We start from the raw sequence: 18,567 nt of genomic DNA, 5'->3' as shown, positions 1-18,567 counted from the left end.
GCAAATGGACGCTCCTTGGTTTCGGCAAGGCTTATTTACCATTTTATGGTTGAGTGTTGTGTTTACAACATCGAGCTGTGTTGCACCTTATCAAACATTTCAAAGTGCGGCTGCTCGGCACCACTTAGCAACTTCAACAATTAACACGCCGCTGTTTGAGCATGTCATTTTTCAAAACTCGAACCCCATTAAAGGCAAATTACATATTTACTTTACTGGTGATGGCACACCGTGGCGACAAGGGAAAGTGCCAGCATTAGACCCGACTCCACAAAGCTCGTTAACACTGGCTTTGTTGGTAAACGATCCAACGGCTGCAATGATACTGGGCAGACCTTGCTATCACGGGCTTTATCAAGAGACAGCATGCCATTATCAATTGTGGACGAGTAAGCGCTATGCAGAGCAAGTCATCACTAGTATGTACATGGTATTAGCGCAAATTGCGGAGGGGTTACCAAGTGATACCGAGCTGGTTTTGATTGGTTACAGTGGCGGTGCCACGATTGCCAGCTTGTTAGCCCAATATCAAAGCTATCAGCACCATTTGCATCAACAAAAACAGCATCAACACCGTCAGCATAAAAGCCAAGGCAATAAACTCAATATTCGCCGAGTCGTGAGCATTGCGGGCAATCAAGACATAACGGCCTGGGCAGATCACCACCGCGTTCCCAGGCTTTATGGTTCACTAAACCCCATGCTGTTGCCAAAGGCTTCTGACAACATAGAATATGTATTTCTCGCTGGCGCGAATGATCGCACTGTATTACCCGTGCACAGTCGAGTTTATGCCGAGCGCCAGACCAATTACCAGTTCATTCTTTATGACACATATGATCACTATTGCTGCTGGCAAGCAGCATGGCCAACTATCTTAACGATTCTAGGTGAGGACTAGGTAAGTCTAGGTGAGGGGTAGCTAAGCTGAGCTGTTGGCAAATATTTTTGCCATTGCTCACCACGAAATCAGTTCTTCTACTACAATTGAACTGGGCGAATGGAAACTGAGGCAAATTCGTAAATGAAAGATATGCCAAGCATTGACATTCCAGGGTATGAATTCAAGGAGGTGCTAGGCCAAGGTGGCATGGCAACGGTATATCTGGGAATGCAGAAAAGTGTTCAACGCTTGGTTGCCATTAAGATCATTTCTCATCAACTTTCTCAAGATCCCGTCTTCGGGGAGCGGTTTTTGCGCGAAGCGAGGATCGTTAGTCAGTTAGTACACCCCAACATTGTCACCGTTTATGATGCTGGTGTTATTGATAACCAACACTATTTGGTAATGGAGTATATCAAGGGAGACGATCTCAAGTGCCGGCTCAATCAATTATCGCTAACCGATATGCTGGAAGTGGTAAAAGATGTCGCCGCAGCACTTGAATACGCTGGTAAAAAAGGCTTTGCTCATCGCGATATTAAACCAGAAAACATTATGCTGCACGACGAAGATGGGCGCGCTGTACTGACTGATTTTGGCATTGCCAGAGCATTTGATGCCGTTAGTGCCATGACTAACACGGGAACAATTGTGGGCACACCCCATTACATGAGCCCTGAGCAGGCGATTTCCGCGAAAGTGGATCACCGCTCAGACCTTTACAGTCTTGGTGTCGTTTTATATCGAATGCTCGTAGGTAAAGTTCCGTTTGATGGTGACTCTTCCGTATCGATTGGTATCAAACATATTTCTGAGCCTATTCCGAGCGTCTCACCATACCTTAGTGAAACATTCCAACCCATCATTAATAAATTGTTAGCGAAAAAACCGGAAGAGCGCTGGTCATCAGGTAAAGAGCTGATTGATGCCTTAGCGCAAATTCCAGCGGAAATCTTAGCGAAATTGTCAGAGCAACGAGAGCAGCACAAAGCGCAGCGAGCTAAGCTCAAACGTATGGGGGCAGAGCCGCGGAATAATGGCAAGGAAGAGGCCACTCGCATTGCAACGCCCACTTATCTCAGCTCGCAATCGCAGCGCGTCACGCCCAATGACGATACAAACTTGGAGCAACTCGCTACACCAACCCCAGACGAGAATATTGAAAACAGCTCAGTTTCAATTGATTCAGTTTCAATCGATAACACAGAACATTTCGGTGCCACCAATACTATGACCACCAGTGAAGTGGGCGCGAGTGCTCATATCACTGAAATAACATCCACTGAGACATCGTCCACCGAAACTCCGCGTACTGAATTAACGTCCACGGAAACAACACCCGCGGAAACAATGGTGACTGATACGACATTCAGTCAATCGGAAACTCATACACAAAGCACGAATAACTTGAGCGGCAACACTCAGCATCCTCAGGTAGCGGATTCTCAGCAGTATACAAAGGAGCTTGAAATACCTAAGGTGAGCTTGAGTGAAGATGAGCGCCACCAGCACGCTAGTGAAGTTGCGGTCAATGAAGCGAGTGCAAGCTGGAAAATCGTTGCAGGTGTTGCACTGGCGATAGGTGTGGGCGTTTTCACCTTACACTATTTAAACGTGGTCGATGTAAAAAGTGTTTGGGTCAACCTTATTAATAACAGCCACGCCGATGACAAACAAGCTGGTAATAAGCATACGAGTGATAAACAGGCGCCGTTATTGGTCGCACAGCAAAAATCAGAACTTAGCCAACAAACAGAACAAGTCAATTTGCAGACTGCTCAGCAAGTTAAGCAGCAAGTTAATCAGCAAGCGAATTACCCAGCTAACGCAATCAACGAAAAAGCTGACATTAGTAATCAGCCAACACAAATGACTACCACAGCCCAAGCTCCCCAAAACAAAGAAAGCACCCCAAAATCCGATAGCGGCGAGCAAATATCTTCACTTGCTAACTTGCTGGCTGAGGCGGAAGCTTTACGGGCTAACAAGGCTGAATTACTCGCTAATAGCGAAGCGCTACTGGCTGTTTATCAAGACATTTTGATGACAGCCCCAGATAATGGCTATGCGCGCACTGGAATAGCTTCGCTGAAAAGTGACATTAATGCCTTAGTGGCTAACCATGAAAGCGCTGCTCGATTCACTGAGGCCGTGCAAGCGCATAATCAATTGCGAGAATTATTTCCCACGTTTGGCCAAGATACGGCTTATGCCGAGCGCCATCAACAACTTTTACGGCACCAAAAAATAGCGGAATTGATGCAAACCGCAGAAGAACTTATCGCTAAAGACTATTTGTCTGGCGCGGGTCAAAGAAGCGCTATGCACTATATTGACCAGGTATTGTCAATCCATCCTGCCCATTTTGAAGCGCTGGCGGCGAAAGAAAGAATTATCAGTCGCTATCATCAATTAGGTATTTGGGCGTTGCAAAAAGGCGAATTTGAAAAAGCAAAAACCTATAGCGATAAGGCGCTGGCGGTTAACTATGGTGAGCAGGCTCACCTGCTGGAGCTTGAGCAGCAAATCATTTCCGCTGAGCAAGCGGCAACTGCGGCCAACGAAGCAGAGCAGGCTATCACCGCTAAGATTAATCAAGGCTATGAGCATATTGAAAATGGTCGACTCTTGCAGCCTGAGTTTGAAAATGCCTTTGATGTGTTTAACGAAGTGTTAGCGCAACAAGAAAATCAGCCAGAAGCCCTAGCTGGCATGCAAACGTTAGAGTTGAGTTTGAATCAAAAGGTCATGGACTTACTGGCGGCGGGGGAGCTGAGTGAGGCCGAACAGCTAGCACTCGCTGCAGCGAAAAAGTTCCCAACAAGCTTGTTTATTGCAGAAGCGCAAAACGAGGTCTTAAATGAAATAGAGCGCGTAAAACCCAAGATTACCAAACTTGTGATCATGGGGCAGGCTTTTGATGACATCGCAAGTGAATCGGGCGACGGCAGCGATATTGTGCCAACTGAAAATGCGGTTTTTATTGGCCTGGAGTATTCCAATTTTCCTGCCGCTAGTGCGGTATTACAAGCGGAACTGTATGACGATGCCAAAGCCACTAAATTAACCACTGTGCCGGTATTGCTCGCTGATCAGCAAGGAGAAACTTATTTTAAAGTCACTGGCCCACTGCAAGGGTTTAATGAAGGAAGTTATATTCTTGATATCTTACTGGGGCAGGAAACGCTTTCTAGTCGGGAGTTTTTAATACAACGTTAACTAGGTGAACCCGTGCTGCACTGACTAGTAAATTGAACTAGTTAGCGCTATTACCTAAACAACACTTTTACTTAAACAAAGACTGGCCAATAACAATAGGAATAACTGAATGGCGCGGATCAATATGCTACTTGTCGTTTTGTCACTCTGGGGATTGGCAGGTGTCGCGTTGGCGCAAATAGATGAAATACAAAGCGATCGAGCGCAATACAGTCAAACAGTCTATATGATTGATGATGAGGAAAATAGCGCTACTTCAAACCTGAGTGATGAGTTGAATGATAAAGCAAGTAATAAAGCGAGTCTTGAGCAGGCTTTGGCTGCTATTAAGCAAGAAAAGGCGGCGGGCTTAGCAAAAACAAACTTACTCAGAGCAAAAGTTCGCCAGTTTATTCAGCAGCGCATCGAAACCTTAAATACATTTTTAATGGATGGTGACTTACTCGATTATGTCGGTGCCGAATTGATAAGTCGCTCACAAATTCAAGCACAGGCCGTCACTTTGGTGGACTTGGCAAACCCTGTTCCTCAATCTGGCGTGTTAACGGGGGGCGGAATTTATCTCGCATCGCCAACGCAAATTAAGGTCACCGTTTTGCGCTCGATAAGAGATAGGCTGATCCCTTTATGGCAAAGTAATAGTATCGAGCTAACCGAGCTTGGCGAGAATCGTTTTATGTTCACAACTTCCGTTAACGTAGAGCAAGGAGACATTATTGCCTATCAGTTGGCGGATGGAGCCAGTGTGCAGTTTGACAAAGGCACAGGGGATACAAGATATCTGACTAAGCCATTGGCTTTAGGCGAGGGCATTAGGCTCAGATCGTTGAAGGGAAAGAGCGAGCGCAGAGCATACGCGCTAGGGGTTTACGGTTTGCTGTCACAGCCCCAATAACCAACTAAAATAACTGATATATTTGAGTGGTCGTAATCCTCATTAAGGATTGTTGCTATGTTAAAACAAGGGCAACGGCTAGTTGCCATCAGCACGGCATTAGGTGATGACGAGTTGGTGTTTTATCGCGCCAAAATACAGGAGTCATTGGGGCGACCTTTCACCTTTACTGTCGAAATGATTAGTGAAAATGACAGCATATCCCTCGACGATATGTTGGGCACGAATGCCACTATCCGGCTAGAAACTGAAAACGACCCTCGTTACTTTAACGGGATTATCAGTGACTTTTATCAAGAATCGGCGCAGGCCACTCGCTATATTGCAGTGATGCGCCCGTGGTTTTGGCTGCTTAACTTGAGCAGCAATTGTCGCATTTTTCAGAACAAAAATTATCCAGACATTATCAAGCATATTTTTGATGAATTAGGTTTCAGTGACTATGAAGATAAGCTCACTGGCAGCTACGACGTCAATGAATATGTGGTGCAGTTTAACGAAACTGACTTCAATTTTATCTCTCGTATTATGGAGCAAGAAGGCATTTATTATTACTTTGCTCACACCGACGGACAGCACGTCTTAACACTGGTTGATGACAACGCTATCCTCCCTACCGCTGGCGAACTGACTTATCGTGAAGCGACAAGCAAAAATGTGCAATTTCAAATGGAAGTGATCCGCTCTTGGAAAAATACGCGCCAGCTGCGCTCTGGCGGTATTCGATTAAAAGCGTTTGACTTTGCAACACCCACGAAAAATTTAGAGGCGATAACATCGGATCCTAAAACCGATACCATGAGCCCTTTCGAGCATTACCATTATCCGGGCAATTACAATGAGCCTGCCAGTGGCCAAGATTACACTCGTATTTTGATGGAGCGCGAGAATGTCGGCTATGAAGTTAAATCGGCGCTGAGTAATGTACGTACGCTATTTGCGGGTCATCAGTTTTCTTTAATTGATCACCCCAGAGAAGATCAAAACAGTGACTACATTGTTACTCGGTTTGACTGCACATTAAACTCAGATGATTACGCCGCCCAAGAACATCACAACGAACAACCGCTGTTCACATCAAGTTTTCGGGCGGTTCCTACCAATGTGCCATTTAGGACTCAAATGTTAGCGCGCAAGCCCAAAATGACAGGGCCACAAACTGCGCTTGTGGTGGGGCCAAGCGGCGAAGAAATTCACACTGACGAGTTTGGTCGAATCAAGGTGATTTTTCATTGGGACAGAGAATCACAAGCGGATGAAAATAGCTCTTGTTGGATTCGCGTGGCACAAACATGGGCGGGTAAAGGGTGGGGCAGCCAGTATATCCCACGTATTGGGCAAGAAGTGTTAGTCGATTTTTTAGATGGTGATCCTGACAAGCCGATAGTCGTTGGTAGCGTCTATAACGGCGGTACTATGCCGCCGTACGAGCTGCCAGCCAATGCCACTTTTTCTGGTGTAAAGTCGAACACCAGCAAAGGCGGTGGCGGCTTTAACGAACTGCGCTTTGAAGACAAAAAAGGCGAAGAGCAAATTTTTGTTCACGGCGAGAAAAATCAGGATATCAATATCAAAAACGATTGTTTTGAGATGATTGGACACAATCGCCATTTGATCGTGAAAAACGATCAGCTTGAGCGTGTTGACAATAACCGCAATGAAGAAGTCAAAGCAGATCACATTGAAAAAATCGGCAAAGATCGTCACCTCAAGGTGGCTGGCAAAGAGGCGAAAAAAATCACGGGCAGTTTGTCGTTAACTGTGGTCGGTGACGTGGCTCAAGTGTTTAAAAAAAATCACTCGCAAGAGATCACCGACGACAGTTATATCAAAGCCACCAATATCTGCATCGAGGCAACGGATAACATCACCATCAAAGTAGGCGGCTCCTTTATCGCGATAGATTCGAACGGTATCAAAATAGGTACTAAAGGTGATATCGCACTTGATGCGGATGGCAATACGAATATTGATGCCGGAATGAACATTAATGTGAAAGCTGGCATTAATGCCAAAGTGGAGGCAAGCGCTATGGGCGAATTTAAGTCGGGCGCTATCTTAACGCTCAAAGGCAGCTTAGTGAAAATTAACTAGCTGCGTTTTTAGTTTAAATAGGTAGTGTGAATGATAAGCCTGAATGATAAGCGTAAACGATTAATTTGGATAAACATTTAAGCACATGAACGTAAAACTGCCACTGGGGAGAAACACTCGTGAAGCCTAAAGATGGTAAAGCAATTACAGCAGTGCAACCTATTGATCCAGAAGAAGTGTTTGAGGCAGATGAAGCAAGCCCAGGCAAGGTTGCCAAGGTAAAAGCCGAACAACAACAGCGCCAATCGGGCAAATATGGCGTAACGCCAATTGTGCCATTTCAGGGGGCTGCTGGCTCAGCTAATCAGACGGAAAACAGTGAACAGGAAGAAGCGCCAAGTGCTTGCTTAGAAATCGAGTTGGTGGATGAACAAGACCAACCTCTCGCGGGTGAAAAGTATCAGGTGGAATTACCTGATGGCACAATGGCAAAAGGCACTTTGGATAACAAGGGCTATGTGAAAATAGCAGGCTTTGAGCCGGGAAATTGTCAGGTGAGCTTTCCAGACATTGACAGCAAAGCTTGGGAAAAAGCCTAAGTAAGTTAAGTTGACAGGTATTCTGATGCCCAAAAACTACAAAGTAAAACAAGGTGATTCAATCGTAAGTATCGCTTATCGACATGGTTTTTTACCTGACACACTGTGGAACCATAGCGCTAATCGAGAGCTTAAATCAAAGCGCGAGAATATGAATACGTTAGCGCCCGGCGACATGCTAGTGATCCCCGATATTGATACCACAGCGATAAGCTGCGCGTCTGATCAAAAGCATAAATTTCGCCGCAAAGGTACGCCGATCAAAGTGACACTCAAGCTTATTGAAGAAGACGAGCCCAGAGCCAACCTTGAGTATACCTTGGTTGTCGATGGTCAGTCTCGCCAAGGTACATCAGACGGTAACGGTGTTGTTGAAGAATATGTGCTGCCCACCGCGAAAAAAGGGGTGTTGAAAATTGGTGATACTGAGCAAGTGACTTTAGATATCGGCCATCTAAACCCCTCAGATGACTTAACGGGAGCGCAAAGCCGACTGAATAATTTAGGTTATTTTTGTGGTTCGAGCGATAAGCTAGATGAGCAAACCAAAGCGGCCATTCGCGGCTTTCAGGGGGACAACGATTTAGAGCAAACGGGCGAGCTAGATCAAGCAACCAAAGATAAGCTGATGGAAGCGCACGGAGGCTAAGCGATGGCTGATCCTAATGCTCACCTCGACAAGTTTGTTAAAAACTGCATGTTAGCGCCGCCAGCAGGCCAAAATCGCTCCGATGCAGAGTTGCAGGCGGGGCGAAAAAAATGGAAATCCGGCTTTTTTGAGCACAAGGTCAAAGCTGGTGAAAGCATAGATAAAATTGCCAACTACTATCACTCCCGTGGCACAGCACCGGATGGCTGTGATTGGAAAATGCTGTCACGCTTTAATTGGGGCGTAGACTACCCGCCGTATATCAATTGGAAATTGGTTGAGCAATACGATTTTGATGAAACCCAAAACCTGACCAAAGACAAGAAAAATTACGTCTTTAAAGGTGGTGAAGTGGTGCTTGTGCCAATGCGGCCGGGCGCGAAAAAGCCGGGCAATATTGCCCCTGAACAGTCGAATACGATTGTGCGTCGAAAAGTTGAAGTAACTGGCGTCGCCGGCCCCTCATTAATGACGCCAGATATTAAATCAACCTTTAAGGTCACGGGTTTTTCGGTGGATAATGAAGATGTGACTGACAGCCAGCGCGCAGCAGTAAAATGGAAGATTAAAGACCTTGATTCTGGGGCGGAAACTGAATCTGCAGAAACTGGTGAGACGGTGCAACTTGAATTCACCGACGCTGATGTGGGCAAGCAATACCAAGTGTTTCCCTATCTTGAAAATACCAACCTGCTAGTATGTGTGAAATTGCGGGTGATCAAGGTAGAGCTCAAGCACGAGTTGCCGATTTCAAGGTTTGGTGCAATTACCGAAAACAGTGATATCAATACCATATTTAATCCGTCTGCGGTGATTATTGGCGCAAATAGTAAAACTAAAGCGGCGATTTTTAAACTGACGAAAGTTGAACCCGCTGCGCCTGATTTTGTGCTAGCCCCAAATGACGAAGGTTTTGTTTGGCGCATTAAAAATGTTGTTGGCTCGGCTAAATTTCCTAACATAGATGGCGAGTTGCAAAACACGGGTATTGATTGCATGCTCACTGGCCTCAAACCTGGTTGGGTGGTGTTGGAGGGTTGGACAGCCGAAGCGCAAGCGCCCTGTGTGTATATGACGCTAAAGGTTGTGCAAGAACGTCGTATTGCTTATCGCGTCAATATTTTTCAACAAGCCAGTGGCGCTACCAGCCAATTTAGCTCAGCTGATATAATCAAAATGATGCAAATGGCCAATATTCATATGCGTCAGGTCGGCATAAAATTGGTTGCTGATACTAATACGACCGTTGGCAATTATATTTCTACTATTACTAACCCATCAGGGCAAGTGGCCGGGGTTGACCAATTCGACAATGTGAAGCCAATAGTTGGTACGGCAGGCCATTTCACCATTGAAAATGTCAAAGACGATTACTTTAAATTGCCTTATTTGACAGAGCCTAATGCCATTGTTGCTTCATGCGTAAATGCGCATAGAGGGATTGTTGTTTTTAATTTTTGCCCGAGCGGAGTAGATGTTGATACTGGCGGCTTTGGCGCGTCTGGTAATTTACCCAATTTATTTGCTGAGCCTGATGCCCCTCACTCGCCTGCGATTAATGGTGTATATGGCAAGTACAAAGGCCCGCGAGAAACGATAACACCTGATGATACGGCCAATTTTGTTGAAATAGCGCCGTTTAAAACCCCTGAGGCACCCTATACTCAATCAATTGAGTTATTTGCTGGTGGCATTTTTATGTTTGATTTAAATACCACGTGTAACTTGCGTTCGCAGGGCGCGGTAGTCTCTCATGAGCTTGGTCATATATTGGCGGCACAACATCGTGGCGATGGCAATAACGCTGGTGCTGTCGGTGACGACGGCATCGCCGCCGATCCTCCTGATAATTTAATGGATCCTTATCTTGACGACCAACGACAAAACGATATTGATTTATTACAACTAGAAATATTTAGAGGGACAGGTTTTACGCGAGGTGGTGGCCTTGATGTGAAGGCTATTTATAGTCCGGTGAGACAAGCTGGCAGGTTCGTTAGGCCAACCAATTTGTCTGGTCAACACAATGACACCATGACATGCAGCGTTGAGGTTGTTCGCAAGGGTAAACGCGTTAAAGACGTACAAATGAACTTTTACCTTACCCCTTATGACACCAATGATTTTGCCATTGAAGAAATTAAATATTGGGATAAAACGACAAGAGTTGCTGAAAAGGGGCTGGTTACTCTCAGGGTCAAGTTTACGGGTAATGCTGGCGCCAAGGCGACGATTATTGTAATTGCTGGTGACAATGACGCGCTGGATATCACGGAAATTGAATGTACCATTTTACCATGATGATAAAGGAGTACTGCCTGTTTGGTTTGGTATGCGCGAGCATTGGCTGTGCCGAACAACAGACTAAGCAGATCGATATAGCAATTGGATCTGAGCCAGCGCACTCGTCCCAAACGATGCATCCGCAACAAAATAGACAATCACAAAGGAAGCCGCTAATGACTAACTCAACCATGCAAAAAGCGGAGCAGCTCGCATTAAAGGGCAATGCTCAGCAAGTAACGCAGCTGATACAGGACTTAGCTAACACTGACTTTTTAGAGGTGATTGACCCTCCTGTCCAGGCCAATACAACAGTTAAAGCTACAGACAATTTAACCCTGTTATTAAGGCACCTTTTTAGTCGCAAGGATATTATAGGAATTACTGATAGCGTGCTGTGGCTAGCACAACAACCTACCTTTAGTGCTGAATTTGAGCCTGGCACATTCAGGCATGCAGCCTTGGTTGAAGCTAGTGGCTCGGCGCAGGAAGAAACCGCTCAACTAATGGCATTTTTGCAAGCGGCGAGTAACCGATATCAGCAGTATGCGGTTAAGGCGTTGGCACAGCTGGGCTCACAGGCTGCGGTATCCCTGATATGGCAACTTATTTATAGCGAACAAAGTGTGCTGGACGCCGTTGAAAAAGAGATCTTTACCAAATATTATACGGGCTGGCTTGGCGTTTATCGCGACCGTCCACCAGTGCTATCTCTGCTGGTAAACCATGTTTACACCACCAGTGCAAGGCAGCTAGTCATCACCGTATTGGCGGAAGATTTATTTAGATCTAGGCCTGATCCCAAGTATCATATCCCGTTGGCACAGCTAAACCAAAGTGTTGATAATGCGGTACAACTGGCGGTGATTATCGCCAAGTGGTTTATTTTTAATGCCGAAGACATTGGTCCCGCGCAGCACCAACAAAAAATAGCGCAACGTATTGTTGACCTAGTGGGTGCGGAAGACGTCGAGCTGGTGGCTTATGACGCGGTTGAATTAAGAAAGTGGATACAGGCTGTATTTGAGTCCGCAACAGCACAAACTCAGGATGCGGATCGTATCGCCCTGTTAGCAGCAGGCTTCAATGAGATTCTCACCAGCACAGATTCCTGAACAAAGCTGATGCAACGCGAATTGGATGCTAGCACAGGGCCATTAAATCCAAACCAGATTAGGGGACATCAACGGTAAACTGCCCAGGCGCGGTAAAGGAAATTACCCCTGCCCAATTGCACATACATTTACTGGAATTATTAAGCGCAGGATTACCGCCAATTAGTACCGTTGGTGCGCCCGGTATCCAAGGTGAAGAGGTCGCCGGAATACAAGGAGTTGGTGTTAACACCCCTAGGGCTGCCGAAGTCGCCGCCGCTGTCGTTGGGTTAGCTAAACTACTGCACATACCAAAAGTGGGGATATTCACAAACGGCTTATGATCCATAATGGTCGCCGCAGGCGGTCCACCCGCCATGGTTTTAGCTGTGGGTAGTACACTCAGTGGTGCAGGTGCGACACCAAAAGTGCAGGTCATCATAGCACCAGCGCAAATTTGTTTAGCCATCGGGTTTCTCCTTATACGTATTACTTAAAACCATTATGGTTATCAGTATTTAGCGCTTTTAACCAAATGCTAATAAGCACTGACGTTGCGCGATAACTAAGTGTTTATGGCACATTCACGGTTACCTCTGCACACTAGGCTTTAGGCACCCACGAATATCGATCAAAAACAATCGACTTAACAGTCTTATCAAAGTTGGTATTAGCGATTCGTTGCGCTGTGGTCGTTTTGGCAATCTCAGATTTAAATTGATCCATAGCAAACAGTGAAAAACACCAAGCGAGAATGACAACATTGCCCCTATCTAGCTTGTCGCGAATAAGCTCTCTGAGTCGCTCTGTAGTGCGCTTATCGTTTGCTTCGTAGAGATCTAACAACTCAACATTGTGGCCCTGACTTTTTAACCCATCGACAATTTTTCGATCCTGTTTTAAGTGTTCGATATCATAAACCAGCTTATCAACAATCCGGCCAAACTGGTTGGTTGGGTTACCGGTTGCTTCACCATGACGGCCAGTAAAGACCACCACTTTACTGCCGGCGCTTAAATCTTTCGCGAGTGGTACCCAAGAGTTTTCGCCAGTGATACAAATCGACATGTACAAGTTACCTACTTTCACCCAAGGCACGTCTTCGGCTTCAAATTTTCCGCCTTGGAAAAAACTGTTGGCATGGTCACGCACTGGCTGATTACTATCTTTATCAATAATCATTGGCTTTTCCTTATTCTCTATTTCGTTGACTCATTCAAACTTATATTCAAAGTCATTATCTGCAACATCCACTTTAATTGCGGTTAAGGTGTTACCTTCCATTAACTGGCTTAAATAATGGTGGCTAATTTCTGGCAACAGGGTGTTGGTTAAGATGGCATCTATCATCCGGCCGCCACTTTCTGCTTCATTACAACGAGTGACGATCAGCTCTAACACTGCATCTGAATATTCAAATGGAATACCGTGCTGCTCGTTAACACGGCGTTTAATGCGATCTAATTGAAGTTTGCTGATGGCACTTAGCATTGCGTCGGATAGTGGATAGTAGGGGATGGTGACAATGCGCCCAAGCAGTGCCGCCGGGAATACTTCCAGCAATGAAGGTCGCATGGCATTGACAATACCTTCTGGCTCTGGCAGCAGCTCAGGGTCTTTGCACAAGTTCATCACCAAGTCACTACCCACATTTGAGGTGAGTAAAATAAGCGTATTCTTAAAGTCGATACGTCGGCCTTCGCCATCTTCCATTACCCCTTTGTCAAACACTTGAAAGAAGATTTCGTGCACATCGGGGTGGGCTTTCTCTACTTCGTCTAACAGCACCACGGAGTATGGATTACGCCTGACGGCTTCGGTGAGTATGCCGCCTTCGCCATAACCCACATAGCCCGGTGGTGCACCTTTTAGGGTAGAAACCGTGTGGGCCTCTTGAAATTCACTCATATTGATAGTGATCACGTTTTGCTCACCGCCATACATGGCCTCAGCTAATGCCAACGCCGATTCGGTTTTACCTACACCCGAAGGGCCGCAGAGCATAAATACGCCAATCGGTTTATTGGGGTTGTCTAGCCCGGCGCGTGAGGTTTGCACGCGTTTAGCGATCATTTCCATCGCGTGATCTTGGCCTATCACCCGCTGATTTAATATATTGGCTAAGTTGAGAATGTTTTTAACTTCGTCTTTGACCATGCGTCCGACTGGCACCCCAGTCCAATCCGCAACGACACTGGCGACGGCTTGTTCGTCAACACAAGGTAAAACTAACGGTTGCTCTGCTTGAAGCTGGTTAAGTTCTTGCTGCAAACTGGCGATTTCAGCCAGTAAGCTCTGCTGTTGTGTGGCTAAGTCTTCGGGTGCTTTTGACTTGTCTTGTGGTGAATTGTCTTCTGATAGATCGCCTTCTGATAAATCGCCTGCTGGTGTTTTTTGCATTGTTTCTGTTTGTGCTGCTTGTGCGTCTAGCGAGGGGGAGTCTTCCAACTTCCGTAACGCCTGCTTGCAGTTCAGCATTTTTTCAAACAGCGCCTTTTCACTTTGCCAGCGGGTATTGAGTTCGCTTTGTTGTTGACCAAGCTGCTCAAGCGATTCATCGATGTCAGTAATTCTGTCTTGATGGTTTTGGCCCACTTGCTGCTCTTTCGATAGCACTTCTCGTTCAATATGCAAGTGTTCGATATTGCGCTGGGTATCTTCTAGCTCGGCAGGTGTGGCGTGTTGGCTAACGGCTACGCGCGCACAAGCGGTATCAAGTAAGCTCACGGCTTTGTCGGGCAATTGTCTGGCGGGAATGTATCTGGCAGAGAGTTTTACCGCTGATTCTATGGCTTCATCCAGTACTTCCAATACATGGTGACTTTCTAAGACATTGGTTAGATTACGCAGCATCAAAATCGCTTTGTCTTCGCTTGGCTCTTCCACTTTTACCACTTGAAAACGGCGGGTGAGGGCGGGATCTTTTTCAATGTGTTTCTTGTATTCAGCCCAAGTGGTCGCTGCAATCGTTTTTAGCTCGCCGCGTGCTAACGCAGGCTTTAGCAAATTAGCAGCGTCACCTGTTCCTGCACTTCCACCCGCACCAATGAGAGTATGGGCTTCGTCAATAAACATAATAATTGGGGTGGGGGATGATTGAACTTCTTCAATGACTTGCTTGAGGCGATTTTCAAACTCGCCTTTCATACTCGCGCCAGCTTGTAACAAGCCAATATCGAGCGATTTCAGTTTCACTCCTTGCAGCTTAGGTGGCACGTCGCCTTTTAATAAGCGATGGGCAAAACCTTCAACCACCGCGGTTTTACCAACCCCCGCTTCGCCCGTTAGAATCGGGTTGTTTTGCCTGCGCCGCATCAGAATATCGATCAGCTGACGAATTTCGTCATCGCGTCCAACAATGGGGTCTAGCTCTCCTTGTGCCGCTTGTTCGGTCAGATCTGTGGTAAATTGCGCTAACGCTTGTTGTTTACCCATTTGCGCTGGCGCCATGGCGCCACTTGCTTCGCCGGGAGCGGCTGCTAGATTACTGCCATCTTGGGCTGCCTGTGTTTCTTCACAGCTACCTTCAACAATAGACTGAAACTTATCGCTTAACTGCTCTGCGGAAATCTTGTCAAACTCGTTCGAAAGGGCAAGTAACATGTTTCGCAAGGACTTAGTTTTCAACATACCTATCACTAAATAGCCCGTTCGCACTTTACTGTCATTAAACACTAAGCTGCCGTACACCCAGCCCCGTTCAACGGATTCTTCAACGTGAGCAGATAAATCTGAAATACTGCTTGCGCCTCTTGGCAAGCCATCAAGTGATTCGGTGATGTCAGCCGCGAGCTTGCTAGGGTTGAGTTCAAAATGCTTAATAATGCGATGTAAATCGGAGTCATTGAGCTGCAATATTTGATGCAGCCAATGGGCGACTTCGACATAGGGATTACCGCGTAACTTACAATAAACCGTTGCACTCTCAATCGCCTTGTAAGCCAGCGCATTGAGTTTGCCAAACAATGAGACACGACTAATTTCTGTCATTTTATCTCTCCTTCAAAGCTGCTAGTGGCGCATCACTGCATAAGTTTTGTTAAACGCGCTGCTGTTATTTTTTTGTGATTGGGGTTGTAACCAACTGGTGTAGCCCAGTCTGGTTTGTTGGCTTAGTCGGCTTGAACAACACTCGCCACTCGCCAAATTTAGGGTGACGTCTACGGTGATATCTGGGCTGATTAATTGATTAATCCAACGCTTTAACGCTTTCCCCTGTGCATGGTTGGGTAAAAACTGAGTGTACTGTTCAAGTTTGAGTGCTGCTAATTCAACCGTGACTTTATAACTGCGTTGAAATGTTCGTTTACCGATAATTGCGTTGTGTTTGAGCTTGTTGTTCGCTGTGCCAGATTTCGTTAATACACTTCTGTCTCGGCGGGCAATTGTCAGCCAGCTGGCTTGAAACTCGTTCACGATAACGGCTACTGAAAATAGATCGGAGAGAATTTGCTGCACGGCTTTGGCGCCTAAATTTTTATGTGTCAGCAGCCCTGCAAAATACAGGCCTCGTTGGTGCGCAGGTGAACTATCGCTTGTCGCTTGGGGGTGAATGTCAGTAGATAATGCGCCGCTCTCAGAGCGTGCGAGTGCGCTAAGCTGTTGCACAAACTGGTTGGTTTGCATGTGGTCAAATTGAATGGCGGGATAGCCGGTTTTCCAGGCGCGGTAGTACAAACAAATCAGTCGGTGGTGGAAGATATCTAAAAACTCGCACAGGGTGTCATCTTTGTGCTTGCTAATACGCTCTTGGGCATATTCAGTTAAGTGGCTGGGCAGTGCACCATTGTGACCAAATAAGCCCCAATAGCTGTTTTTGATTTTGTACTTGCCAATTTTCGTGCTCAACGAGATGTTACTGATGGCGGCTGCGTGAAATGCACTTAATGGGCTTTGACCAAATCGGGCAACATCATCGCGCGGTGTTTTTGAATGACCCAATGGCTGAGACAGCAGCGCTCTGCTTTCAATGGCGCGCATTAAGGCAAACAGCTCGAACATGTCGCGCTGTTGGTGATCGTCTTTGAGCTGTTTTATAAATGCGTTTTCATTCCCATTCTGATTGGCCACGTGTAAATTTCTCCCTTATGGCTGGAATTTAGGGTTAATTGTGTAAACGAATTTACATGCACTAATTGCGCGAAAAATTGCTCTAATACCACGCCGAGCAAGAAGACTCCTGTTCCTTCGTAGCTTTCTTCATCAACGGTTAACTCAATAGCAACGCCTCTGGCAAAGCAAATGGGGCCAGGAATATCGATTCTGCGCGTACAACTGCTGAGCGTAATGCTTTGAATACCGTCTATTTGTTTTTGGCCAAATGCATCGTGTCGCTCAACGAATAGTTGCATTAGGGCCTTTAATTGTTTTGTTAAGGTTTGTTCAGACTCACCCGTGAAGCCAATGTAGTTAAACGTTAGGTGGCTAATTAATTGCCAATTCGCTTCGCCTATTGCTTGCGGTGGCTTGGGTTTAGTGGGGCCTTCAAGGCAACGAATACTGGTTGTCGGCAAGCTAATGTCTAGTGTGAAGTCTGTTTTGCCTTTGCCGAGTGGCATTAAGATGGGCAAGTCTCTATTCGAGCACTTGGTTTTTACCGCTAATTGTTTGAGATCCAGCTCGAACGGTTGGTGCTTTTGGTCGACCAAGCTAATAAAAGACTCCGTACCTACGTAACTTGAGCGCGGCCCGTTTCGGGTTTGTTTAGCGGTTAATTTCCTCGGTTGGCGGTGAACATTGAAATAGGCGTTGCTGCGACTCGCTTGGCTTTCACCTTGGTTGGCAAATATCGGGGTAAAGTGGGTTTTAACATCAAGCCCCGTGCCATAGCCCGTTACCTCATCAATCATGCAAATTTCGTAATCGGTTGGACGTAACCGATCTGCGACGACATGGTATTCGCTTTGGTATTGATTGATGGCAATACGATCTGCATTGCGTTCAAATAAATTAACCGCAGGTACGCAAAACAGGCCAAAGTTATCGGCGTTGACGAGGTTTTCAAGGCGAGGGTCGTGTTTACTCAGCAATAACAATAATTCCACTTTGTTGGTTTTACAGCGTTTGAACACTGCCTTCATTGCGGTGAGTGATAAAAACAACAGGCGCTTGGGAAAATAAAAGTACTCTTTAATCAGCCTAAAGCCATCAAAGTATCGGGGCGTGTAGGGCAGCAGTGCGTTGTCGTAGGCGGTGCAATCACTGGTCATTTGCGTATGTTCATTACCCTTTTTCCAAGCCGAAGTCGTATTATCGCGAAACCATAACTCGCCAAATCCTGACAGCAGGAGTTCAAACAAGTACATTGGGAACGCTTCTGAACCGCGCAGGTAAAGTGACAATTCGTTGAGCGCTATTTCATGTAATGCAAAGTTCTCACTGGTGGACAAAGTGATTGAGATCCCTGCCTTAATGCGATGTTTAGTGTTGCTTTGCGCCGTATAGGCGGCAATGGCTTGGGTATTGATGTATTCAGCGCTTTCAAGCTGGAGCGGAAATAACTGAGTTGGTTGGACAGTTCGGTATTCGCAACTGGTTTGTACGCCTTTACTGAGCAAGCTTCGCAGCGCCGTGTCGCGTTTAATTTCAACACCATCGAGTAAGCTGGCATCATCCATATCAGGCGTAAGCTGGGCAACTAACACCGAGGGAGTGGGCATTAAATACGTTGGAAACAAATGCTGAATTAAGTTTTCAGTAAAGCGGGGAAATTGTTGATTGAGTTGCAGCTGAATTCTTGACGTTAAAAATGCAAAGCCTTCTAACAAGCGCTCGACATACGGGTCGGCGCAGTCAAACCCCTCGATTCCCAAGCGGCTGGCAACTTTCGGATATTCTTGGGCAAATTCTGCCCCCATTTCTCTGATGAACTTGAGTTCTTGGTTATAAAGTTCAAGCAGCCGAGGGTCCAT

At 46.1% G+C, this 18,567-nt stretch carries 13 protein-coding genes; 8 read left to right on the top strand and 5 right to left on the bottom strand.

What is annotated here, in order from left to right; translation table 11 throughout:
- Positions 1–4: 4 nt before the first annotated feature.
- The 8 genes from DXX93_RS14780 to DXX93_RS14745 all read left to right on the top strand — a co-directional run bounded on the left by DXX93_RS14780 (position 5) and on the right by DXX93_RS14745 (position 11,677).
- A complete protein-coding gene (locus DXX93_RS14780; RefSeq protein ID WP_116008767.1) occupies positions 5–901 on the top strand; it encodes a hypothetical protein in 897 nt (298 codons plus the stop codon).
- A gap of 123 nt (positions 902–1,024) precedes the next feature.
- Entirely contained in the window at positions 1,025–4,102 is a 3,078-nt protein-coding gene (locus tag DXX93_RS14775; RefSeq protein WP_116008766.1) for a serine/threonine-protein kinase, read from the top strand.
- Positions 4,103–4,211: 109 nt separating this feature from the next.
- Positions 4,212–4,997 (top strand): hypothetical protein, encoded by a 786-nt coding sequence (locus DXX93_RS14770; RefSeq protein WP_116008765.1) that lies wholly within the window; start codon positions 4,212–4,214, stop codon positions 4,995–4,997.
- A 57-nt stretch (positions 4,998–5,054) separates the two neighbouring features.
- Positions 5,055–7,091, top strand: a complete 2,037-nt coding sequence (locus tag DXX93_RS14765) for a type VI secretion system Vgr family protein (RefSeq protein WP_116008764.1) — start codon at positions 5,055–5,057, stop codon at positions 7,089–7,091.
- A gap of 119 nt (positions 7,092–7,210) precedes the next feature.
- Positions 7,211–7,630: a hypothetical protein gene (locus DXX93_RS14760; protein WP_116008763.1), complete on the top strand. Its 420-nt coding sequence runs from the start codon at positions 7,211–7,213 to the stop codon at positions 7,628–7,630.
- A gap of 25 nt (positions 7,631–7,655) precedes the next feature.
- On the top strand, positions 7,656–8,279 hold the full coding sequence (locus tag DXX93_RS14755; RefSeq protein WP_116008762.1) for a peptidoglycan-binding protein: 624 nt from the start codon (positions 7,656–7,658) through the stop codon (positions 8,277–8,279).
- A 3-nt stretch (positions 8,280–8,282) separates the two neighbouring features.
- Positions 8,283–10,580, top strand: coding sequence for a hypothetical protein (locus DXX93_RS14750; protein WP_116008761.1), 2,298 nt, complete (start codon positions 8,283–8,285; stop codon positions 10,578–10,580).
- Between the two features lie 158 nt (positions 10,581–10,738).
- Positions 10,739–11,677 carry a hypothetical protein gene (locus DXX93_RS14745; RefSeq protein ID WP_116008760.1) on the top strand — a complete coding sequence of 313 codons (939 nt, stop codon included), beginning with the start codon at positions 10,739–10,741 and terminating at the stop codon, positions 11,675–11,677.
- Positions 11,678–11,735: 58 nt separating this feature from the next.
- Here DXX93_RS14745 and DXX93_RS14740 read toward each other — a convergent pair whose 3' ends face one another.
- The 5 genes from DXX93_RS14740 to tssF all read right to left on the bottom strand — a co-directional run bounded on the left by DXX93_RS14740 (position 11,736) and on the right by tssF (position 18,567).
- Positions 11,736–12,125: a DUF4280 domain-containing protein gene (locus tag DXX93_RS14740; protein WP_116008759.1), complete on the bottom strand. Its 390-nt coding sequence runs from the start codon at positions 12,123–12,125 to the stop codon at positions 11,736–11,738.
- Between the two features lie 134 nt (positions 12,126–12,259).
- Positions 12,260–12,838, bottom strand: coding sequence for a hypothetical protein (locus DXX93_RS14735; protein ID WP_116008758.1), 579 nt, complete (start codon positions 12,836–12,838; stop codon positions 12,260–12,262).
- 30 nt (positions 12,839–12,868) lie between these two features.
- The gene (gene tssH / locus DXX93_RS14730) at positions 12,869–15,646 is read right to left on the bottom strand and encodes a type VI secretion system ATPase TssH (RefSeq protein WP_116008757.1); all 2,778 of its coding nucleotides are present in this window, start codon (positions 15,644–15,646) and stop codon (positions 12,869–12,871) included.
- Between the two features lie 21 nt (positions 15,647–15,667).
- The gene (gene tssG, locus DXX93_RS14725) at positions 15,668–16,726 is read right to left on the bottom strand and encodes a type VI secretion system baseplate subunit TssG (protein ID WP_116008756.1); all 1,059 of its coding nucleotides are present in this window, start codon (positions 16,724–16,726) and stop codon (positions 15,668–15,670) included.
- Positions 16,690–18,567 carry a type VI secretion system baseplate subunit TssF gene (gene tssF / locus DXX93_RS14720; RefSeq protein WP_116008755.1) on the bottom strand — a complete coding sequence of 626 codons (1,878 nt, stop codon included), beginning with the start codon at positions 18,565–18,567 and terminating at the stop codon, positions 16,690–16,692. The genes tssG and tssF overlap by 37 nt, the downstream gene beginning before the upstream one ends.

It is taken from the genome of Thalassotalea euphylliae (assembly GCF_003390335.1).
Taxonomy (GTDB): domain Bacteria; phylum Pseudomonadota; class Gammaproteobacteria; order Enterobacterales; family Alteromonadaceae; genus Thalassotalea_F; species Thalassotalea_F euphylliae_B.
The sequence above is the reverse complement of the archived record's forward strand: the minus strand, read 5'-3'. Positions and strand labels throughout refer to the sequence as shown.